General features: G+C 70.2%; 19 protein-coding genes, 1 other RNA gene and 2 pseudogenes. 7 read left to right on the forward strand and 15 right to left on the reverse strand.

The window, feature by feature from the left end; translation table 11 throughout:
• Positions 1 to 53: 53 nt before the first annotated feature.
• The 3 genes from fmt to recR all read right to left on the reverse strand — a co-directional run bounded on the left by fmt (position 54) and on the right by recR (position 2,216).
• Positions 54 to 983: a methionyl-tRNA formyltransferase gene (fmt, locus tag M6G65_RS32520; protein WP_238194356.1), complete on the reverse strand. Its 930-nt coding sequence runs from the start codon at positions 981 to 983 to the stop codon at positions 54 to 56.
• Between the two features lie 7 nt (positions 984 to 990).
• Positions 991 to 1,506, reverse strand: coding sequence for a peptide deformylase (locus tag M6G65_RS32525; RefSeq protein WP_238194357.1), 516 nt, complete (start codon positions 1,504 to 1,506; stop codon positions 991 to 993).
• 104 nt (positions 1,507 to 1,610) lie between these two features.
• Positions 1,611 to 2,216 (reverse strand): recombination mediator RecR, encoded by a 606-nt coding sequence (gene recR, locus M6G65_RS32530; protein WP_250103380.1) that lies wholly within the window; start codon positions 2,214 to 2,216, stop codon positions 1,611 to 1,613.
• Positions 2,217 to 2,619: 403 nt separating this feature from the next.
• Between recR and M6G65_RS32535 the strand changes: the two genes are divergently transcribed.
• Positions 2,620 to 4,239 carry a phosphoenolpyruvate carboxykinase gene (locus M6G65_RS32535; RefSeq protein ID WP_238194359.1) on the forward strand — a complete coding sequence of 540 codons (1,620 nt, stop codon included), beginning with the start codon at positions 2,620 to 2,622 and terminating at the stop codon, positions 4,237 to 4,239.
• 240 nt (positions 4,240 to 4,479) lie between these two features.
• On the opposite strand, the gene M6G65_RS32540 is transcribed toward M6G65_RS32535, so the two are convergent.
• The 4 genes from M6G65_RS32540 to M6G65_RS32555 all read right to left on the reverse strand — a co-directional run bounded on the left by M6G65_RS32540 (position 4,480) and on the right by M6G65_RS32555 (position 7,195).
• A complete protein-coding gene (locus M6G65_RS32540; protein ID WP_238194360.1) occupies positions 4,480 to 4,803 on the reverse strand; it encodes a YbaB/EbfC family nucleoid-associated protein in 324 nt (107 codons plus the stop codon).
• An 81-nt stretch (positions 4,804 to 4,884) separates the two neighbouring features.
• Positions 4,885 to 6,747 carry a DNA polymerase III subunit gamma/tau gene (locus tag M6G65_RS32545; protein WP_250103381.1) on the reverse strand — a complete coding sequence of 621 codons (1,863 nt, stop codon included), beginning with the start codon at positions 6,745 to 6,747 and terminating at the stop codon, positions 4,885 to 4,887.
• A 36-nt stretch (positions 6,748 to 6,783) separates the two neighbouring features.
• Positions 6,784 to 6,882, reverse strand: an RNA gene (gene ffs / locus M6G65_RS32550) — signal recognition particle sRNA small type.
• 52 nt (positions 6,883 to 6,934) lie between these two features.
• The gene (locus tag M6G65_RS32555; RefSeq protein WP_192706747.1) at positions 6,935 to 7,195 is read right to left on the reverse strand and encodes a PepSY domain-containing protein; all 261 of its coding nucleotides are present in this window, start codon (positions 7,193 to 7,195) and stop codon (positions 6,935 to 6,937) included.
• Positions 7,196 to 7,341: 146 nt separating this feature from the next.
• On the opposite strand from M6G65_RS32555, the gene M6G65_RS32560 reads away from it, so the two are divergent.
• Together M6G65_RS32560 and M6G65_RS32565 are read left to right on the forward strand one after the other, a co-directional pair.
• A complete protein-coding gene (locus M6G65_RS32560) occupies positions 7,342 to 8,880 on the forward strand; it encodes a YifB family Mg chelatase-like AAA ATPase (protein ID WP_238194362.1) in 1,539 nt (512 codons plus the stop codon).
• On the forward strand, positions 8,877 to 10,637 hold the full coding sequence (locus tag M6G65_RS32565; protein ID WP_250103382.1) for a bifunctional protein-serine/threonine kinase/phosphatase: 1,761 nt from the start codon (positions 8,877 to 8,879) through the stop codon (positions 10,635 to 10,637). The genes M6G65_RS32560 and M6G65_RS32565 overlap by 4 nt, the downstream gene beginning before the upstream one ends.
• Positions 10,638 to 10,649: 12 nt before the next feature.
• On the opposite strand, the gene M6G65_RS32570 is transcribed toward M6G65_RS32565, so the two are convergent.
• From M6G65_RS32570 to M6G65_RS32590, 5 genes are all read right to left on the reverse strand, one after another.
• Positions 10,650 to 11,369, reverse strand: coding sequence for a glutathione S-transferase (locus tag M6G65_RS32570; protein ID WP_250103383.1), 720 nt, complete (start codon positions 11,367 to 11,369; stop codon positions 10,650 to 10,652).
• 49 nt (positions 11,370 to 11,418) lie between these two features.
• Complete coding sequence (locus M6G65_RS32575) at positions 11,419 to 11,868, reverse strand: hypothetical protein (RefSeq protein WP_238194365.1); 450 nt, start codon at positions 11,866 to 11,868, stop codon at positions 11,419 to 11,421.
• Between the two features lie 137 nt (positions 11,869 to 12,005).
• Positions 12,006 to 12,380, reverse strand: coding sequence for a hypothetical protein (locus M6G65_RS32580; RefSeq protein WP_238194366.1), 375 nt, complete (start codon positions 12,378 to 12,380; stop codon positions 12,006 to 12,008).
• 21 nt (positions 12,381 to 12,401) lie between these two features.
• Positions 12,402 to 14,291, reverse strand: a complete 1,890-nt coding sequence (locus tag M6G65_RS32585; protein WP_238194367.1) for a methylmalonyl-CoA mutase subunit beta — start codon at positions 14,289 to 14,291, stop codon at positions 12,402 to 12,404.
• A 150-nt stretch (positions 14,292 to 14,441) separates the two neighbouring features.
• Positions 14,442 to 15,245, reverse strand: a complete 804-nt coding sequence (locus M6G65_RS32590) for an undecaprenyl-diphosphate phosphatase (RefSeq protein ID WP_250103384.1) — start codon at positions 15,243 to 15,245, stop codon at positions 14,442 to 14,444.
• 255 nt (positions 15,246 to 15,500) lie between these two features.
• On the opposite strand from M6G65_RS32590, the gene M6G65_RS32595 reads away from it, so the two are divergent.
• The 3 genes from M6G65_RS32595 to M6G65_RS32605 are packed head-to-tail and all read left to right on the forward strand — an operon-like array spanning position 15,501 to position 18,225.
• The gene (locus M6G65_RS32595) at positions 15,501 to 16,193 is read left to right on the forward strand and encodes a glutathione S-transferase family protein (protein ID WP_192706754.1); all 693 of its coding nucleotides are present in this window, start codon (positions 15,501 to 15,503) and stop codon (positions 16,191 to 16,193) included.
• 29 nt (positions 16,194 to 16,222) lie between these two features.
• Positions 16,223 to 17,365 (forward strand): tRNA epoxyqueuosine(34) reductase QueG, encoded by a 1,143-nt coding sequence (queG, locus tag M6G65_RS32600; RefSeq protein WP_347710511.1) that lies wholly within the window; start codon positions 16,223 to 16,225, stop codon positions 17,363 to 17,365.
• Entirely contained in the window at positions 17,362 to 18,225 is an 864-nt protein-coding gene (locus M6G65_RS32605) for an SDR family oxidoreductase (protein WP_238194368.1), read from the forward strand. Before queG ends, M6G65_RS32605 begins: the two co-directional genes overlap by 4 nt.
• Here M6G65_RS32605 and M6G65_RS32610 read toward each other — a convergent pair.
• From M6G65_RS32610 to M6G65_RS33620, 3 genes and pseudogenes are all read right to left on the reverse strand, one after another.
• Positions 18,226 to 19,049: pseudogene (locus M6G65_RS32610) on the reverse strand (metal ABC transporter permease).
• A 47-nt stretch (positions 19,050 to 19,096) separates the two neighbouring features.
• Positions 19,097 to 19,922: pseudogene (locus tag M6G65_RS32615) on the reverse strand (metal ABC transporter ATP-binding protein).
• Positions 19,919 to 20,053: a hypothetical protein gene (locus M6G65_RS33620; RefSeq protein ID WP_283214823.1), complete on the reverse strand. Its 135-nt coding sequence runs from the start codon at positions 20,051 to 20,053 to the stop codon at positions 19,919 to 19,921. The pseudogene M6G65_RS32615 and the gene M6G65_RS33620 overlap by 4 nt, the downstream one beginning before the upstream one ends.
• A 126-nt stretch (positions 20,054 to 20,179) precedes the next feature.
• Here M6G65_RS33620 and M6G65_RS32620 point away from each other — a divergent pair, with 126 nt between their 5' ends.
• Complete coding sequence (locus M6G65_RS32620; RefSeq protein WP_238194370.1) at positions 20,180 to 20,665, forward strand: transcriptional repressor; 486 nt, start codon at positions 20,180 to 20,182, stop codon at positions 20,663 to 20,665.
• Positions 20,666 to 20,696 lie beyond the last annotated feature (31 nt).

Raw genomic sequence — 20,696 nt, forward strand, 5'->3', positions numbered from 1 at the left:
CGCGCGATGACGGGTTGGACCGAGTGCAGAAGACCTTGACCGGGCTACGCGCATCAGCCGAGGCGGGCGCCGGGCGTGAGACGGGCGCCTCGGACGAACTCCGCTCCGCTGGCGCTCCCGCCTTTTCCCGCGCGGCGCAGCTCCAGAAGCCGGACGGCGCCGTCGCCGCACGCGACAATTCCCTCCGCATCGCGCAACGTCCCCGCCTCGCCTGCGCCCGCTGCCGGAATGGCGCGCAGCACCTTCACGCGCTCGGGACCCTTGCCGAGATCGACCTCAAAGAACGCGCCGGGGAAGGGCGACAGCCCGTTGATCCGGTTGGCAACCTCGGTGGCCGGCTTGGACCAGTTGATCCGCGCCTCGTCGTTGGTGATCTTGTGGGCGTAGACGACGCCGTCCTCCGGCTGCGGCGTGAAGGTCAGGGTACCCGCGTCGAGACGGGCGAGGGCCTGCGCCATCAGATCGGCGCCGACCGGCATCAGCGCGTCGTGCAGCGCGCCCGCCGTCATGCCCGGGGCGATCGGGAGCCGGGCCTCCAGGGCCACGGGGCCGGTGTCGAGGCCCGCCTCCATCCGCATCACCCCGACGCCGCTCTCGGCATCGCCGGCCATGACGGCGCGCTGGATCGGTGCCGCGCCGCGCCAGCGCGGCAGCAATGAGCCGTGCAGGTTGAGGCAGCCGTGCTTCGGCGCGTCGAGGATCGCCTGCGGCAGCAGCATCCCGTAGGCCACCACGACGGCGACGTCGGCCCGGTGCGCCGCGAAGGTCTCGGCTGCCTCCGGCGTGCGAAGCGTCGCGGGCGTCAGGACCGGCACGCCGAGCGTGTCGGCCAGCGCGTGAACCGGCGAGGGACGCAGGCTCATGCCGCGGCCGGCCTTGGCGGGCGCGCGGGTATAAACCGCGACGATGTCGTGCCCGTCCTGCGCGAGCCGGGCGAGCGTCGGCACCGCGAAGTCCGGCGTGCCCATGAAGACGACGCGCATGGCCGGCTCAGGCCGCGTCGCGCTTGGCCGCCTTGGTGAACTTCTTGATCACCCGGTCGCGCTTCAACTTCGACAGGTGGTCGATGAACAGCACGCCGTTGAGATGGTCGATCTCGTGCTGGATGCAGGTCGAGAGCAGGCCGTCGGCCTCGATCTCCTGCTCCTTGCCGTCGAGGTCGCGGAACTTCACGCGCACCCGGTCCGGCCGCTCGACCTCGGCGTAATAGTCGGGGATCGACAGGCAGCCCTCGTCGTAGACCCGCTTCTCCTCTGAGGACCAGACGATCTCGGGATTGATGAAGACCCGCGCGTCGCGGACGCCTTCCTCCTTCGACGTGTCGATCGTGACGACACGCTTCGCCACGCCGATCTGGATCGCCGCGAGCCCGACGCCGGGCGCGTCGTACATCGTGTCGAACATATCGGCGACGAGGGTGCGGATCTCGGCGGTGATCGGACCGACTGGTTCGGAACTCTGGCGCAGGACGGAATCGGGGAGGATGACGAGCGGGCGGATGGTCATGGCGGAAACCGGCAGGGAAGGCGCCGGGACGGGTCCGGGCTCAGCGTCGAATAGGATGCGGTCGTGGACCGGTCAAATACCGGCTCGCGCCGGCTTCCCGCCGCTCAGAACGCCGTGCGGCTGCGGATCGCCGCCGACAGGGTGCCCTCGCCGAGATAGTCGAGCTCGCCGCCGACCGGCACGCCGTGGGCGAGCCGCGTGACCTTCACGCTGCAATGCCGGATCGACTCGGTCACGTAATGGGCGGTGGTCTGGCCGTCGACGGTGGCGTTGAGCGCCAGGATGACCTCGGTCACCTCGGGCCGGGCCACGCGCTCTACCAGGCTTGCGAGGTTCAGGTGCTCCGGCCGCACGCCGTCGAGCGCCGAGAGGACGCCGCCGAGCACATGGTAGCGCGCCTTCACGGCGCCCGAGCGCTCCAGGGCCCAGAGATCGGACACGTCCTCGACCACCACGAGCGTCGTCGGGTCGCGCTCGGCATCGCGGCAGATCGTGCAGGGGTCGGAGGTATCGACGTTGCCGCAGCTCGTGCACACGATGATGCGGTCGGCCGCCACTCGCATGGCATCGGCCAGCGGGCCGAGCAGCGTGTCGCGCTTCTTGATGAGCTGGAGGGCGGCCCGCCGCGCCGAGCGGGGTCCGAGGCCCGGCATGCGGGCGAGAAGCTGGATCAGGCGCTCGATCTCGGGGCCGGCGACGGCTTGGGGCATCGTGCCTCTTGGGCGAGGAGGGGCGGAGGATCCGGACGGGCATAGACGCCGCCGGGCGGCGCGCAAGGGTTCAGGCTCGCACCTCTGGTATATGGGTATTCCAGAGTCGGTCCGCCCGTACCGTTCTGCTGCACGACGCGCGAAACGGCTTACAGACTTGGGTTCCTGAGTCCACGACTGTGGTCTAACCTGTTTGTCCACATTGCGGGCCCCTGGAGGAGCCCATAATGACAGCGAAGCTTCGCCGCCTACTCGTTGCAGGGACGGCAAGCAGCCGGGGAACGGAGATCCTGCGCGCGGCGGACCTGTACGACCGCGCGGACGTCTCCCGGTCGGATCCGGACGGCGGTGCCGTCCGGCTCAGTCGCGTCGACGGTCGAACAGGGGCCCGGGAGATACGCTCTTGACCAACATCGGTGATCACAACGCGGCCCACGGTGCCGAGGCGGCCGGTTTCCGCGACCTCAAGGCCGTCCACTGGAATTTCGAGGCGCCGCGCCTCTACGAAGAGGCGCTGTCCCGCAAGGAGGCGCAGCTCGCCCGCGGCGGCGCGATCGTCGCGACCACCGGCAGCCATACCGGCCGCTCGCCCAAGGACAAGTTCGTGGTCCGCGACGCCGGCACCGAGAACGAGGTCTGGTGGGACAACAACGGCGCGATCACGCCCGAGCAGTTCGAGACCCTGCGCCAAGACTTCCTGAAGCATGCCGAGGGCAAGGAGCTGTTCGCCCAGGACCTCTACGGCGGCGCCGATCCCGCCTACCGGGTCAAGGCGCGGGTGTTCACCGAGTTCGCGTGGCACTCGCTGTTCATCCGCAACCTGCTCATCCGGCCGGACCGCTCCGAGATCGCGTCCTACGTGCCGGACATGACGATCATCGACCTGCCGAGCTTCCAGGCGGATCCCGCCCGGCATGGATGCCGGTCGAAGACGGTGATCGCCATCGACTTCTCGAAGAAGCTCGTGCTGATCGGCGGCTCGGCCTACGCGGGCGAGATGAAGAAGTCGGTCTTCACCTACCTGAACTACATTCTGCCCGGTCAGGGCGTGATGCCGATGCACTGCTCGGCCAACGCGGCGCTCGACGCCGAGGGCGGCTCGGCGATCTTTTTCGGCCTCTCGGGCACCGGCAAGACGACGCTGTCGAACGACAGCTCCCGCCAGCTGCTCGGCGATGACGAGCACGGCTGGTCGAATTCCGGGATCTTCAACTTCGAGGGCGGCTGCTACGCCAAGACCATCCGTCTCTCGCGCAACGCCGAGCCGGAGATCTACGCCACCACCGAGCGCTTCGGCACGGTGATGGAGAACGTGATCATCGATCCGGTCACCCGCATGCCGGACTTCGACGACGCGTCGCTCACCGAGAACACCCGCTGCGCCTACCCGCTGGACTTCATCGCCAACGCGAGCGCGACAGGCCGGGCCGGGCATCCGAAGAACATCGTGATGCTGACCTGCGACGCCTTCGGGGTGATGCCGCCGATCGCCAAGCTCACCGGCGCCGAGGCGATGTACCACTTCCTCTCGGGCTACACCGCCAAGGTGGCCGGCACCGAGCGCGGCCTGACCGGGCCGGAGGCGACCTTCTCGACCTGCTTCGGCGCCCCGTTCATGCCGCGGCATCCGAGCACCTACGGCAACCTGCTGCGCGACCTCATCGCCAAGCACAGCGTCGATTGCTGGCTGGTCAACACCGGCTGGACCGGCGGCGGCGTCGGCACCGGCCGGCGCATGCCGATCCGCGTGACGCGCCGCCTGCTGAGCGCTGCCCTCGACGGCTCGCTGGCACAGGCCGAGTTCCGCCGCGACCCGTATTTCGGCTTCGCGGTGCCGGTCTCGGTTCCGGGCGTCGAGCCGCACATCCTGACCCCGGTGAAGACCTGGGCCAACAAGGGCGCCTTCGTGGAGACGGCGGCGCGCCTCGTGAAGATGTTCGACGACAACTTCAAGCGGTTCGAGGCCCATGTCGACGCCGACGTGCGCGCTGCCGGGCCGACCGCGCAGGCGATCGCAGCCTGACCATGAGATCGGGCGGCCCGACGTGCCGCCCGTGATCGCCCGATCAAAGCGGTCGCGCACGGGCCGGACAGCCCGTCATTCCGGGGCGCCGCAGGCGAGCCCGGAATCCAGACGCACCGGGGGTGTACGTGTCTGGCAGGTCGGCGGGTCTGGATCCCGGGCTCCGCTGCGCGGCCCCGGGATGACGGGGCGCAGAGATGACCGGCCCGCAGGCTGGAGACCCCTCCGCGTCGACAAGCCCTAGAACGGCAGCTTCATGCCCGGCGGCAGCGGCAGGCCCTTGGTCAGCTCGGCCATGCGCTCCTGCATGGTCGCCTCGGCCTTGCCGCGGGCGTCGTTGCAGGCGGCGACGATCAGATCCTCAAGGATCTCGCGCTCGTCCGCCACCATCAGGGACGGGTCGATGCTGACGCCCTTCATCTGACCCTTGGCGGTCATCGTGACCCGAACGGAGCCGCCGCCCGAGGCGCCGGTGACCTCGATCCCGTCCATCTCGGACTGCAGGTTGGCCATCTTCTCCTGCATGGCCTGGGCCTGCTTCATGATGCCCATCAGGTCGCGCATGCGGCTCTCTTCCCGTTTCCTTGTCGTGGGGTGATCTGGGAACGCCGGCCGCCAACCGCCATGGGCGGCCGGGCCGAGGGCTCAGGCTTCGTCGTCCTCGACCTCGTCCACCGGGGCGGCGTCTCCCACCCCGAGGATCTCCTGCTCGGCCGAGGGGAGAGCCTCGGGCGCAGTCTCGCGCACGTCGACGATCTCGGCCCCGGGAAAGCGGGTGAGCACTTCGCGCACGAACGGATCGGCGGCCGCGTTCTCCCGGCGGGTTTCGGTGGCGGCGCGGGCCGCGGCGTCACGCGTCGGCGCACCTTCTTCCTTCGAGAGGGCGACGACCCAGCGCTGTCCGGTCCAGCGTTCGATGGCGGCTGCGAGGTCGGTGGCGAGGCTCGGACGCCCGCCGGTCGCGAGCCGGAACTCGATGCGGCCCTCCTCGAATCGCACCAGGTGGATGTCCCGCTCCAGCGCCGTGCGGAGCAGGATGTCCCGGTTGGCATCGGCCAGCGCGATCAGATCCTCGAAACGGCCGAGTCGCGGCGTCGGAGGCGCCACCGGTGCCGGCCGCGGGGCCGCGATAGCCATCGCCGTCGGCACGGCCGCCGGATTGGGCTGTGCCAGTTCGGTTCGGGGTGAAGCCGCGAGAGCCGCCGAGCCGCCGCGCAGATCCGGGATCGGTGGCAGAGGCGGGCGCCCCGACGGCGCGGGCGGATCGTCCTGTGGTGCCGCGGCCGCCTCGGCTTTCAGCTGGCGCAGGGCTTCGTCCGGCGTGGGCAGGTCGGCCGCGTAGGCGAGGCGCACGATCGCCATCTCGGCCGCCGCGAGCGGGCGCGGGGCGGCCTGAACCTCCGGGATGGCCTTCAGCAGGATCTGCCACGCCCGCGACAGCGCACGGATCGAGAGCTTCTCGGCAAACTCAGCGCCGCGGACGCGCTCGGTCTCGCTCAGCGTCGGATCCGACGCGGTCTCCGGCACGGCCTTGAGCCGGGTGACGAGATGGGTGAAGGCGGCGAGATCCGAGAGGACGACCGACGGGTCGGCGCCGGAATCGTACTGCGCCCGCAATTCCGCGAAAGCGGCCGGGACCGACCCGCGCATCACCGCCTCGAACAGGTCGAGGATGCGGGCGCGATCGGCGAGACCCAACATGTCGCGCACGCTCTGCGCGGTGATCGTGCCGGCGCCGTGGGCGATGGCCTGATCGAGCAGCGAGAGCGCGTCGCGCACCGAGCCCTCCGCGGCGCGCACGATCGCGCCCAGGGCCTCGTCCTCGACGGAGACGCCCTCGGCCGCGCAGACCTTGGCGAGATGGGCGTGCAGCGTCGGCGCCTCGACCCGGCGCAGGTCGAAGCGCTGGCAGCGGGACAGGATCGTCACCGGCACCTTGCGGATCTCGGTGGTGGCGAAGACGAACTTGGCGTGCGGCGGCGGCTCCTCGAGTGTCTTCAGGAAGGCGTTGAACGCCTTCTCGGAGAGCATGTGGACCTCGTCGACGATGTAGACCTTGTAGCGCGCCGAGACCGGCCCGTAGCGGATGCCGTCGATGATCGCCCGGACGTCGCCGATGCCGGTATGCGAGGCGGCATCCATCTCCAGCACGTCCATGTGCCGGGATTCCATGATCGCCGCGCAGTGGAGGCCGAGTTCCGGCATCGACACGGTCGGGCCGGTATCCGGCTGGCCGGCGCGGGCGTAGTTGAGGCCGCGGGCGAGAATGCGCGCCGTCGTGGTCTTGCCGACCCCGCGGACGCCGGTGAGCATCCAGGCCTGCGGAATGCGATTGGCCGCGAACCCGTTGGCCAGGGTCCGGACCATCGCGTCCTGACCGATCAGGTCGCCGAAATTCGTGGGGCGGTATTTTCGCGCGAGCACCCGGTAGGGCGTCGCCGCGGCTGCGGGCGCTGGAAACCCGGGCAGGCCCGGCTCGTCGTCAGGCGTGCCGGTCGAAGCGTCCATGCCGTGTCAGAATCGGGCTGCCGCGCGCAGGGAATGAGGTGGGAGGCTGGACGAAGACCCGCTCGGTCTCGTTAGGGCTGCTTCCTTCCGGACCTGACCCGGTTGGCGAGTGAAACGTCCCTCGCCAACCCCCCGCCGGCTATATGGCCGGGCCTCGGCCCGAACGCAAGCGCTGCCTCGATGCCGCCTACTCGGCCTTGCGCTTCACGATCGCCAGGGTCTTGGGATCGAGCTTCAGGTCGAACTGCTTGCCGCTGGCGTCGATCGCGTCATCCACCTCGATCATGCCGTCGTCCAGCTCGATCTCCTTCCACTTAGTGAAGCCTTCCTGCTTCAGCATGGCCTCGACCTTGGCCTGCTGGTCCGGCGGAAGCTTCTCATCGGCTTGGGCCGCGGTTGCGAGGCCGAGAGCGAAGGTCAGCGCGAGAAGTGGCGTGGCGAGGCGCAAGGCAGTCTCCAATCCATCACGAGTTGTCGGCTGTGAACAGGAATGCAGCAGAGGGGTTCCCTCGCGCCGTGGATCCTCTTGAGTCCCCTACAATTCTCCCGCAGATCTGAAACGCCCAAGCCTGCGGCGTCGAGGATTCTTCACCTATGGTCACGCGCGTCGCCACTGTCGCCTTCGAGGGTATCGAGGCGCGCGCGGTCGACGTGCAGGTCCAGATCATCCCGGGCTCGGTGGTGTTCACGGTGGTGGGTCTGCCCGACAAGGCGGTGGCCGAGTCGCGCGAGCGGGTGCGTGGCGCCCTGATCGCCTCGGGGCTGGCGCTGCCGGCCAAGCGCATCACCGTCAATCTCGCCCCCGCGGATCTGCCCAAGGAGGGCTCGCATTACGACCTGCCGATCGCGCTGGGCGTCATGGCGGCGATCGGCGCGATTCCGGCGGATGCCCTCGCCGGCTACTGCGTCCTGGGCGAGCTCGCCCTCGACGGCAGCATCACCGCGGTCAACGGCGTGCTGCCGGCCGCCATCGCGGCAGGCGCGCGCGGCCTCGGCCTGATCTGCCCGGCCTCGACCGGGCCGGAGGCGGCCTGGGCCGGCGGCGACCTCGACGTGCTCGCCCCGCGCTCGTTGATCCAGCTCGCCAATCACTTCAAGGGCAGCCAGGTCATGGCGCGCCCGGAGGCCGCGGTGGCTGGTCTCGCGGGACCCTTGCCGGACCTGATCGACATCAAGGGACAGGAGGGGGCCAAGCGCGCCCTCGAAGTCGCCGCCGCGGGCGGCCACAATCTGCTGATGAACGGGCCGCCCGGCTCGGGCAAGTCGATGCTCGCCGCCCGGCTGCCTTCGATCCTGCCGCCGCTCGGCCCCCGCGAGCTGCTCGATATTTCCATGGTCCAGTCGGTCGCGGGCGAATTGAAGGACGGCGCGCTCTCGAACCGCCGACCGTTTCGCCAGCCCCACCATTCCGCCTCGATGGCCGCGCTGGTCGGCGGCGGGCTCGGCGCGCGCCCGGGCGAGGTCTCCCTCGCCCATGGCGGCGTCCTTTTCCTGGATGAACTTCCCGAATTCGCCCCACAGGTCCTCGACAGCCTGCGTCAGCCCATGGAGACCGGCGAGGTGATGATCGCCCGCGCCAATCACCGGGTCACCTATCCGGCCCGGTTCCAGCTTGTGGCGGCCATGAATCCGTGCCGCTGCGGCCAGGGGCTGGAGCCGGGTTACGCCTGCCGGCGGGGCCCGAACGACCGCTGCATGGCGCAGTATCAGGCGCGGATCTCGGGCCCGCTGCTCGACCGGATCGACCTGCGCATCGAGGTCCCGGCAGTGACGGCGGCCGACTTGATCCTGCCGCCGCCCGCGGAAGGGTCGCCCGAGGCCGCCGCCCGGGTTGCTGCGGCGCGCGCCCTGCAAAGCGCCCGCTATGCCGGCCGGGGTTTGTCGCCCGCCACCACCAACGCCACCTGCCCGGCGAACCTGATCGAAGAGGTCGCCGGCCCCGATGCCGACGGGACAGCGCTGATCCGGCAGGCGGCCGAGAGCATGCGGCTCTCCGCCCGCGGCTTCCACCGCACATTGCGTGTCGCCCGGACGCTCGCCGATCTCGACGGCGAGACGCAGGTCCGTCGGCTGCATCTGGCCGAGGCCCTCTCGTATCGCGGTCGCGGCGACGGCACGGCGGTCGCGGCTTGAGTGCGCCCCCCAGCAATCCGGGTTCGGACCTGACCGTCTCGATCGGCCAGCACAGCACGGCCGGCCGCAAGGACGCCAATCAGGATTTTCACGGCGCCCTCGTGCCGCAGCAGCCGGAGCTCGGCCTGAAAGGCATCGCCGTGGCGCTGGCCGACGGGATCAGCAGCAGCGCGGCGGGGGCTGCGGCGAGCGAGACCGCGATCAAGAGTTTCCTCAGCGACTACTACGCGACCCCCGATACGTGGTCGGTGAAGAACTCGGCGCAGAAGGTGATCGCGGCGGCCAATTCCTGGCTCCACGCCCAGACCCGGCGCGGCCTCGATCCGATCGATGCCGACCGTGGCTACGTCACGACCTTCGATGTCCTGATCCTGAAGTCGCGCACCGCGCATCTCTTTCACGCCGGCGATGCCCGGATCTGGCGCGTGGCGGGACGATCCCTCGAGCAGCTCACCGAGGACCACCGCGTCATCGTCTCCGCGGCGGAATCCTATCTCGGTCGCGCTCTGGGCGTGAACGGCCGGGTCGAGATCGATTACCACACGCTCAGCATCGACGTGGGCGACACCTTCGTGCTCACCACGGACGGCGTGCATGAGCATGTCACGCCGCGCGATATGGTCTCGGCGATCGCGTCTGCGGAGAACCTCGATGCGGCTGCCCGGGCCATCGCCGAGGCGGCTCTCGCTGCCGGCAGCACGGACAATCTGACGGTCCAGATCGTCCGGGTCGACTCCGTGCCGGCGGGTGAAGCCGTCGATCTGCTCGAGGATGTCCAGGGTCTCGATCCCGCACCCCTGCTCGACCCGCCTGCCGAGTTCGACGGCTACCGCCTCCTGCGCACGCTCCATTCCGGTCCCCGGAGCCGCGTTTACCTCGCGACGGATCTGGAGACCGGGGCACGTGTCGCCCTGAAGGTCCTGTCGCTGGATCTGCGCGACGATCCCGCCCAGCGCAAACGGTTCGTCATGGAGGAGTGGATCGCCCGCCGGATCGACAATCCGCACGTCCTCCAAGCCCATCCGCAGAACCGGCGCCGCAATCACCTCTACACGGTGATGCGCTACGTCGAGGGTCAGACCCTGACGCAGTGGATGCGCGATCACGCCGCGCCCGAGCTCGAAGCCGTGCGGGGCCTCGCCGAGCAGCTCGCGAAGGGCGTCCAGGCCTTTCACCGGCGGGAGATGGTCCATCAGGACCTGCGGCCCGACAACGTCCTGATCGACGCCTCGGGTACCGTTCAGGTCATCGACTTCGGTGCCACGAAGGTTGCCGGCGTCGCCGAGGGCGATCCGCGGATCGACCCGGCCGAGATCCTCGGCACGGTGCAGTACACGGCGCCGGAATGCTTCCTGGGCGCGCCGTCAACGGCCGGGTCCGACGTGTTCGCGGTCGGCGTCATGGCCTACCAGATGCTGACCGGCCGGCTTCCCTACGGCGATGCGGTGCCCCGGGCGCGTACGCCGGCGGCGCAGCGCCGGCTTCGCTACGTCTCGGCCCTGACGACGCGCCCGCTGCTGCCGGTCTGGGTCGATGGCGCTCTCCGGAAGGCCGTTCATCCGAATCCGGCCCGGCGCTATCAGGCCCTCTCGGAGTTCATCCAGGATCTCCGGTATCCCAACCCGGCCTTCACGGACGGGAGACGGACATCGCTGCTGGAGCGGGATCCGCTGCTGTTCTGGCGTCTTCTGTCGCTGACGCTGGGGATCGTGGCGCTGACCCTCGCCGGCATCCTCGTCGCCCATCCGCCCCGGTGAGATGCCGCCTCCTCAGGCGTCCAGTTCGGGATAGCGGCGGAAGATGCCGTCCTCGTTGAACGGGATCCGCCTCTCGCTGGCCAGATAGGCGGCGATCCGCGGTCGCTCCGCCACGGCCTCGTGGAGGCGCACGACCTTGGGTGTGTCGCGCAAGGCTGCGCCCGCCGCCTTCGGGAAGGCGTAGCGCAGTCCCTCGACGAGCTGGAACAGCGACAGATCCGCGTAGGACAGATCGGATCCGACGAGCCGACCGCCGTCATTGGCCGCCAGCACGCGCTCGAAATAGCGGAGGAACTTGGGGATCTGTTCTTCGCGGAAGCCCTTGGCCCGGCGCAGGGCCTCTGGCTTCTGCTCGGCGTAGTACAGGCCGACCCCGACCGGATGGTGAGTGTCGTGCGCCTCGTCCACGGCGTCCGCGATGGTGAGCTGAAGCTGGTGCGTCCAGATCCGGTCGCGCTCCGACGCGCCGACAAGTCCGAGACGCGGGCCGAGATAGAGCAGGATCGCAGCCGTCTGAGCCACGACCACGTCCCCGTCCCGAAGGAACGGCGGTGCGAACGGCGGCCGCGCGTTCGCCGGATCGGAGAGGCGGCCGAGCATCGGTTCGATGCCGCCGGATTCGTCATCCTGCCGGGCGACATCGACGTAGTCGGCCCCGGCGTCTTCCAGGGCGAGGCGAACGAACTCGCCGCGCCCCTGGATCATCGGCCAATAGTGAAGCTCGTAGGCCACAGCCGCCTCCTCGCTGGCGAAGACGGTACCCGAAGAGGCCGTTCCCGCGTCAGTTGCCGGCCGCGGCGTCCTCGGCGGCCGCCTTCTCGGCGGGCGGCTCGGCACTGGCCACGGCCTTGTGGGCCAGCATCGGCTGGAGCCGCTCGGCGAGCTGCTGATCGAGATGCTTGGCGTAGGCGCCCTTGAAGTACCGCTCCCCGGTCTTCGCACCGTAGAGCCGATCGTGGGCCTTGATCATCGCGGCGACTTCGGGACGGCAGAGGAAGCCCGTGATGCCGACGGCCTCGTACCAGTGGCCCGCCCGCGCCTCGGCGGTCGCCTTCGGGTTCGACAGCACTGTATCGGCGAAGCACTCGGTGGCGGCCTGCCGCAGCGGCGCCAGCACCTTCTCGGCCTCCGCCGCGTTCACCGCCGGGGCCGCGGGCTGCCGATGCGGGCGCGCCTGCGCCGTCGAGATGAGAGCGAGGACGGTGAGGGAGGCGAGGATCGAAGACTTCATGCGGGCGGCCTCGTCGGGTATCCGAACCACGTTCAGCATTCCCTCATGATTGCGTCGGGAACGGGGCTGATCCGTCTTTCGGCGTGCCCGATTCCGGGCAAGATCCAGACCGTTTTGCGACGCCTTCCGACCGGAGCTCATCCCCGGCGTTCGGCGTTCCAGCGACCGCGGCATTCGAGAGATCCGGAGGCGACCCAGGTGCCGGCGCCGAACCCGTTCGCGCCGAGGCGTCCGCTGACGACGGCCGTGGCCATCCCGTTCGAGATCGATCCCCGGACGGCGCCGTTTCCGGCGACGCTCCCCTGAACCGTGAAGGCGGCGCCGATGAAGCGGGCCCGGCCGTTTTCGATTCGGACCGGGTAGCGGTAGGCCCGGTCGCACGTGCCCGCCTCGGTGATGATCTCGACGCTCCACGTGCCGTCGAACCGGTCCGGAACCGGCGGCCTGCGCGACGCGGCCGTGGCGGGAACCGTACAGGCGAGGATCAGGGCGGCGGCAATCAGGCGCGTCATGCGGCTCCGGTCCGGGGAGGGTCAGGTCGCCGGCTGCTGGGTCGGCGCGCGCATCGCTGTGCGCAGCGCCGCGTTCAGCAGGGCGAGGAGGTCGCAGCCGACATGCAGGAAGGCGTCAACGCCCGCCTGCTTCAGCGGCTCGCTGAGATCCGCGGGCTTGCCGGCGAGGTACACCGTGCCGGCCCCGGCCCGGGCCAGCGCCTCAGCGGTCGCGACGGCGCGCTCCGCGTAGATGGCGTCGGTGGAGCAGATGCAGGCGAGCGCGGCCCCGGAATCCCGGAAGGCGGCCGCGAGCGCGTCCGCGTCCGTGAAGCCGTCGTTCGACAGGGCTTCGATGCCGCCCGCCGCGAAGGCGTTGGCCGCGAAGGTCGCCCGGGCGTTGAAGGCGGCCACCGCGCCGAGATTCGCGAGGAAGACCGCCGGCCGGCGCCCGGTCTTGGCGAGAAAGGCGTCGGAGGCGTCGCGCAGCGTCTCGTAGGGCTCGGCGAGGCGCTGGGAGGGCAGGGCGTCGCAGGCGACCGCCGAGCCCGAGCCGAAATTCGACCCTCGCGGCGCGCTGACCGGCGCCACGTCGAGTACGGTGACAGGCTTCTCGGCGAGGTTCGGGAACTCGCTGGCGCCCGTCAGCGCCTCACGCCGGGTCGCGACCGCCTTTGCCCGTGCCTCTTGGATGAGCTCGATCCGCCGTTGCAGCTTGCCGACGCTCAGCGAGGCGACGATCCCGCCCTCGGCCTCGATCGTCTGGAACGCCGCCCAGCCGGCCTCGGCGATTTGGGCGGTGAGCGCCTCGAAGCCGCCGGCGCCCGCCGCCGGATCGCTGACCCGCGCGAGGTGTGATTCCTCGATCAGGACGATCTGGCTGTTGCGGCCCACACGCCGGGCGAAGGCATCGGGCAGGCCCAGCGCCTGCGTGTAGGGCAGGACCGCCACGCTGTCGGCCCCGCCCATCCCGGCCGCCGCCGCGGCCATCCCGGTGCGCAGGATGTTCACGAAGGGATCGCGCTTCGTCATCATCCGCCATGCGGTCTCGGCGTGGACCCGGAGCGGCTTCGGATCGAGGCCGCAGGCCTGCTCGACCCGCGCCCACAGGCGCCGCACGGCGCGGAACTTCGCGACCGTGACAAACTCGTCGGCGTCGGCCGCCAGCAGCACCGCGATGCGGTCGCGGGCGCTGTCGAGGTCGTGGCCGGCGGCTTCCTGCGCGCGCAGATAGGCGACGGCGGTCGCCAGCACGGCGCCCAGCTCGGCGGCTTCCCCGGCTCCGGCCTCGTGGTAGGGCCGCCCGTCGGCCAGGAAGGCCCGCCCGCGGAAACCCGCGGCGCCCAACTCCGCGACGGTCTCGGCGAGACGCGGCGCGATCTCGCTCCAGACGGCGCCGAGACTGCCGGTGGCGGCCAGGACGCCAACCGGGTCGATGCCGAGATCGAGATCGTAGGTGGCGAGATCCTCGCCCCGACGCTCCGCCAGGGCCTTCACGAGGCGGGCGATCTCGAGCCCCCGGCCGCCGGCATCGACGCGCAGGGCGATCAGCGGCAGCATCACGCCCTTGAGCACCGCGTCGAGATCCTCGACGGTCGCGGCGGTCAGGCCGTATCCCCGAGCGGCGGGCGCACCCGCGAAGGCCAGGACGAGGGCGTCGGCCCCGCCCTCGAGGTCGGTGATGGCCTGCGCGTTGGCGGCGGCGATGTCCGGATGATCGACGCGCTGCGCGATCCGCCACGGGCCGGGCTCGCGGACCGGCTGCACTGCCGGCTTGGCCGGACCGTAGAGCGGCTCGATCCGCAGGCCGTCTGCCGTCCGGGACACGAGCCGCTTCTCGAAATCGGCGCCCTTCAGGACACCCTCGACGAGGCCGAGCCAGCGCGCGCGGTCGGCGGGCTCGAAGAGGTCGGCGAGGGGTGTGTCTTCCATCGGAGCGTCCCAGGGCGCGGCGTCTGCTGCGCCGCTTTCATGGGATTGCCTCGCACGCCGTTCCGCCGGAGGCAATCGCCCGAAGGTTTAGGAAACCTCAAGCCGCGGGTGACCGAATTTTGATCGGCCGTCGCCGCGACGGCCGGCGGGTCAGCCGAAGATGATCAGCCCCGCGAAGCCGAGCGCGCCGACGATGATCCGCCACCACGCGAACAGCCAGAAGCCGTGTCGGGACACGTAGTCGAGCAGCACCCGCACCACGAACAGCGCCGAGATGAACGACACGATGAAGCCGATCACGATCAGGCCGACATCGTTGCTCGACAGGTATTTGTAGTTGTCGAGCAGATCCTTGGCGAAGGCGCCCGCCATCGTCGGCATCGCCAGGTAGAAGGAGAACTCGGTCGCCGAGCGCTTGTCGGCGCCCATCAGCATCGCGCCCACGATTGTGGCGCCCGAACGCGACACGCCGGGGATCATCGCAAGGCACTGGAAGATGCCGATCTTCAGGTCCATCGGCAGCGAGAAATCGTAGACGTCGGTCTTCTTCACCCGCAGATCGGTGTCGCCGATGACGAGCAGCACCAAGCCGCCCGCCACCAGGGTCGCGCAGACGATCCACGGGTTGAACAGGTACGCCTTGATCATCTTCGAGAAGATGCCGCCGATGATCGCCGCCGGCAGGAAGGCCACCAGGATGCCGAGAACGAAGCGGCGCGCCTTCGGATCGTTGGGAAGGGCGGTGGCGATGCCCAGCAGGCGCCGGAAATAGACCGCCAGGATGGCTAGGATCGCGCCGAGCTGGATCAGCACCTCGAAGGTGTTGTTGGGCGAGTGGAAGCCGATGAAGTGGCCGACGAGCAACTGGTGGCCGGTGGAGGAGACCGGGATGAACTCGGTCGCGCCCTCAACCAGGGCGAGCAGGACTGCCTTGCCGATGCTTGCCGGATCCATCGCGAAGCCTTGTGCCGCGGGCGCGCGCCGACCCATGCCGGGCACGCCGCGAACCACCTGAATAGTTGTGCCGGTGGCTTCGCCGATCAGGGTTGACGGGCGGTTACCGGAGCCGGCTGCGCGTGTTAAGGGCTCGGCAACGGTCGGGCAATAACGCTCGGTCCGAAGTCCTGCGCGCCGAAGATCTGCGTTTCAGGACCCTCGACGAGCGCGGGACCGGCCGCGCTGGCAGACCGAACGTCCCGCACGGCCTCGATGGCAACCCTCTACCACTTCCCCTTCTGCGCGAATTCCCGGTTCATCCGTCTCGTACTCGCCGAGATGGGCATGGAGCCGACGCTGTTTGAGGAACGGCCCTGGGAGCGGCGCGACGATTTCCTGCTGATCAATCCGGCGGGCGTGACGCCCGTGCTGCTGGAGCAGACCGGTCTGGTTATCCCCGGTGCCGGCGTCATCGCGGAATATCTCGACGAGACGCGCGGGCTCGGTCTCTCGGGGCGGCGGATGCTGCCGGAGGACACCGTCGAGCGCGTCGAGGTTCGGCGCCTGCTCGACTGGTTCCTGGTCAAGTTCGATTCCGAGGTGACGGCCTACCTCGTGAACGAGAAGATCTCGAAGCGCTTCATGTCGGCCCACGAGGGCGGCGGCCCGCCGGACATGAACGCGATTCGCGCCGCGCGCAGCAACGTGCGCTACCACCTCAAGTACATCGGCTACCTGATCGCGCGCCGCCGCTGGATCGCCGGCGACAACCTGACCTATGCCGATCTCGCGGCGGCCGCCCATCTCTCGTGCGTCGACTATCTCGGCGACGTGCCCTGGGACGAGGACGAGATGGCGCGAAACTGGTACGCGCGGATCAAGTCGCGGCCCTCGTTCCGCGGCCTGCTCGCCGACCGGGTGCCCGGCATGGCGCCGGCCGCCCATTACGCGGATCTGGATTTCTGAGCCACCGACGGACCTATTTCGGCGCCGATCTGCGCCGCCTCGCCGAGACCCGGGCCCGGGCGCTCGGCTTCTGCGGCCTGCGCGTTACCCGTCCGGACCGTCTCCCGGATCTGCCGAGCCGCCTCTCGACGTGGCTCGCCGAGGGCGCGCACGGCACCATGGACTGGATGGCGGAGCGGGCGGATCAGCGCGCCCGGCCGACCGGCCTGTGGCCCGGCCTGCGCAGCATCCTGGTTCTGGCGATGAGCTATCGGCCGGACGACGATCCGCTGGCGCTGACGGCGAGGACGGACCGCGGCGCAGTCGCGGCTTATGCGCAACGCCGGGATTATCACGAGGTTTTGAAGGGCCGGCTCAAGGAACTCGGCGGCTACCTGTCGGCGAAGGGCGACGTGCGGGTGAAGGTGTTCTGCGACACCGCCCCGGTGATGGAGAAGACCCTGGCCGAAGCCGCCGGGCTCGGCTGGCAGGGCAAGCACACGGTGCTGATCTCCCGCGAGCACGGCAACTGGCTGCTCCTCGGAGCGATCTATACCAGCGCGGAATTCGAGCCCGACCCGCCCGGGCGCGATCATTGCGGCTCGTGCCGGGCCTGCCTCGACATCTGCCCGACCGACGCGTTCCCGGCGCCCTACCGCCTCGATGCCCGGCGCTGCATCTCCTACCTGACCATCGAGCATCCCGGGCCGATCCCCGAGGCGTTCCGGCCCGCGATCGGCAATCGCGTGTTCGGCTGCGACGACTGCCTCGCGGTCTGCCCCTGGAACAAGTTCGCCCGCACGGCCGCGGAGAACCGGCTGGCCGCCCGGGCGGATCTGGCGGCGCCCGCCCTGAAAGATCTCGCGGCTCTGGACGATGCGGCGTTCCGCAGGTTCTTCGCCGGCACGCCCGTGAAGCGTACGGGCCGCGACCGCTTCCTGCGCAACGTGATGATCGCGATCGGCAATTCCGGCAATCCGGATCTGGCCGAGACGGCCATGGCCCGGCTTGCCGATACATCGCCGCTGGTGCGCGGCATGGCAGTCTGGGCGTGCAGCCGGCTTCTCGGGCAAGAGGCGGTCGAATCCCTCTATCGTCGGTTCGGCGTCGGAGAGACCGACGTGCATGTCCGCGACGAGTGGCGGGCTTCCGGCTTGACGGGAGTGGGGGTGGGCGAGACATCCGCCGCATGAATCTCTTCGTCTTCGGGCTCGGCTTCACCGGCCGCCGTTTCGCCGAGCGCGCGCGCGACCGGTTCGCGATCGTGCGCGCCACGGTCACCGAGGCGGCGTCCGCCGACCGCATCGCGGCCGAGACCGGCTTCACCATGCGCGCCTTCGGCCCGGAAGCCGACGACCCCCGGATTGCCGACGACCTCGCCGAGACGGACGCGCTCCTGGTATCGGCACCGCCGGGCGAGGAGGGCGATCCGGTCCTCGCCCGCTACGAGGCGGCGATCCGGGCCAGCCGGATCGGCTGGATCGGCTATCTCTCGACCATCGGGGTCTACGGCGACCAGGGTGGGGCCTGGATCGACGAGACCACGCCGGCCGCGCCGCGCAGCGCCCGATCCCGGATTCGTCTGGATGCCGAGGCGGCGTGGCTCAAGCTCGGCGCCGAGACCGGCAAGGCCGTGCAGGTCTTCCGACTGTCGGGCATCTACGGGCCGGGCCGCAACCCGATCGTGAAGCTGCGCGAAGGCCGCTCCCAGCGAATCGTCAAGGCCGGTCAGGTCTTCAACCGGATCCACGTGGACGACATCGCCACGACGCTGCTCGCCTCCATCGACCGGCCGCGGGCCGGGGCGGTCTACAACGTCACCGACGACGAGCCGGCCGCGCCGCAGACGGTGACCGAGCACGCAGCCGCCCTCACCGGCTTGCCCCTGCCGCCCGAGATCGACTTCGAGACCGCCGACCTGTCGCCGATGGCGCGCAGCTTCTACGGTGAGAACAGGCGTGTCCGGAACGCACTGATCCGCGAGGAACTCGGTGTGACGCTCGCATACCCGACCTACCGCGAGGGGATGGCGTCCCTGAAGGACCGGCCCTGATCAGGCTTCGAGGTGGCGCGTCCGGACGAGGCGGCGGAGCAGGCCGCCGCGGGGCCCGACCATCATCGAGGCGACATACAGCGCCCCGGCCGCCAGCACGATGGCCGGACCGCTCGGCAGATCGAAGTGATAGGACACGCTGAGCCCCGAGATGCTCGCCGTCGCGGCGATCAGCATCGAGACCGGGATGAGACCGCCGAGGTCGCGGGCCCAGAACCGCGCGGCGACCGCCGGAAGCAGCATCAGCCCGACCGCCAGCAGGGTGCCCAGCGCCTGGAAGCCGCCGACGAGGTTCACGACCACCAGCGCCAGGAAGGCGAGATGCACCGGGCCGCCGCTGCGGCTCACCGTGCGCAGGAACAGCGGGTCGACGCATTCCATGACCAACGGCCGGTAGATCAGCGCGAGCGCCAGGAGGGTGAGCGTGCTGATGCCGCCCAGGAGCCACAAGGCGGCATCGTCCAGCGCCAGAACCGAGCCGAAGAGGAAGTGCATCAGGTCAATCTGCGAACCGCGCAGGGAGACCAGCAGCACGCCGGCCGCCAGCGAGATGAGGTAGAAGGCCGCCAGATTGGCATCCTCCCGCACCACCGTGGCGCGGGTCACGGCGCCGGCGAGCAGCGCCACTGCGAGGCCGGCGACAAGGCCGCCGAGGGTCATCGCCGGCAGCGACAGGCCGGCGACCAGGAAGCCGGCCGCCGCGCCGGGCAGGATGGCGTGGCTCATCGCGTCGCTCATCAGGCTCATCCGGCGCAGGGTCAGGAACACCCCGACCGGCGGCGCCGACACCGACAGCGCCGGCAGCCGGCCAGCGCCCGGCGCATGAAGCCGAACTCGACGAACGGCGCCAGGACTGTTCCGAACGGATCGATCACGCGGCGTCCTCGTGATGACCGTGTGCGCCTGGGCCGTGCGCAGCGTGGTCGTGCGCGTGCGCATGGTCATGCGCGCCCGCGGCTTGCCGGCCGGCGCAGATCGGCGCGCCCTCGTCCCAGGCCTCGGAGAGATTGCGCGCGCGTGCCGGTTCTCCTGCGTCAGTACCCGTGAGGTCGGCCCCCAGGCCACCGGCTCCCGCGCGAGAAGCAACGTGGACGGGAAATGCGCCCGCACCTGTGCCAGGTCGTGGAGGGCGGCAATCACCGTACGTCCTTCGGCGTGCCAGGCCGCGATCAGCGCGAGGAGATCGTCCACCGTCCGGGCATCGATGCCGGTGAACGGCTCGTCGAGGAGCACCACGGGACAATCCTGCAGGATGAGCCGTGCGAACAGGGCGCGGCGGAACTGGCCGCCGGACAGCGTGCCGATCGGCCGCGCCTCGAACCCTTCGAGACCGACCGCCGAGAGGGCCGCCTCGATCGCCCGGCTATTCCGGCGGAGGCTCCGCCGGCGCCGGACCGTCGCCAGAGCCCCATGCCGGCGAGGTCCATGACGCTGAGCGGGAAGCTCCGGTCGATCTCGTCGGCTTGCGGCATGTAGGCGAGGGCGCCCGCGCGCTCGATACGCCCTTCCAGACAGCGGATTTCCCCGGCCATGCCCTTCAGCAGGGTCGATTTGCCGGCCCCGTTCGGTCCGACCAGCGCGAGCAGATCCCCGGCCCGGACCGTCCCATCGAGATGGTGGACCGCCGGATGCCGGTCGTAGCCCAGGGTCAGGCCGACGAGCCGGATCGGGGCCGGCTGCTGCCGCGAAACATTCATGCCGTGAGCGCCCAGGCGATCGTCAGCCACACGAAGACCGAGAGAGCTCCGGCAAGCGCCAGGCGCAGCCCGATCCCGCTCTGGAACAGGGATCGCCGGGCCGCGTGTCTCGGGCTGGGAGTGATCGGCAAGGCGTCCTCGTCGCGCGCTCGGGCCGGCGCGGGGACCGTGCAGGGCTACTGGTGCGGTCCAGGGTGGCGGTGATACACTGTAACAAACCCGCGGGACAACCTGCGGATCAGTCCACTGGAGCCATCATGCACCGTCACGAGGGTCACGACGCGTGCCATGCCGGCGCGGGTGACATGCTCGCGCGGGCGGAAGCCCTCTGTCGCGAGCGCGGGCTGCAATTCACGCCGCTGCGCCGCGAGGTGCTGGAGGCCGTGGCCGAATCCGGCAAGGCGCAGGGCGCGTACGACATCGCCGAGCGCCTCAGCGCACCGGGCAGGCGCGTGGCACCCGTCTCGGTCTATCGCGCGCTCGATTTTCTCATGGAGCAGGGGCTGGTCCATCGGATCGCCAGCCGCAACGCCTTCATCCCCTGCGCGCACGGCCATGCGCCGGGGGAGGGGGTCATCTTCCTGATCTGCCGCACCTGCGGCGGCGTCGATGAGACGTCTTCGGAGGAAGTCGAGGGTGGCCTCGGGCGCACGCTGAAGCGGGCCGGATTTACGCCCACGCACAGCATCCTCGAGGTCGAAGGCGATTGCGACGCCTGCAGCCAGGGGAAGCATGCGTCCTGACGCCGACGGATCCCGGCGCCATCGCCTCGAC

The sequence above is a fragment of the Methylobacterium tardum genome, from assembly GCF_023546765.1.
GTDB lineage: Bacteria > Pseudomonadota > Alphaproteobacteria > Rhizobiales > Beijerinckiaceae > Methylobacterium > Methylobacterium tardum.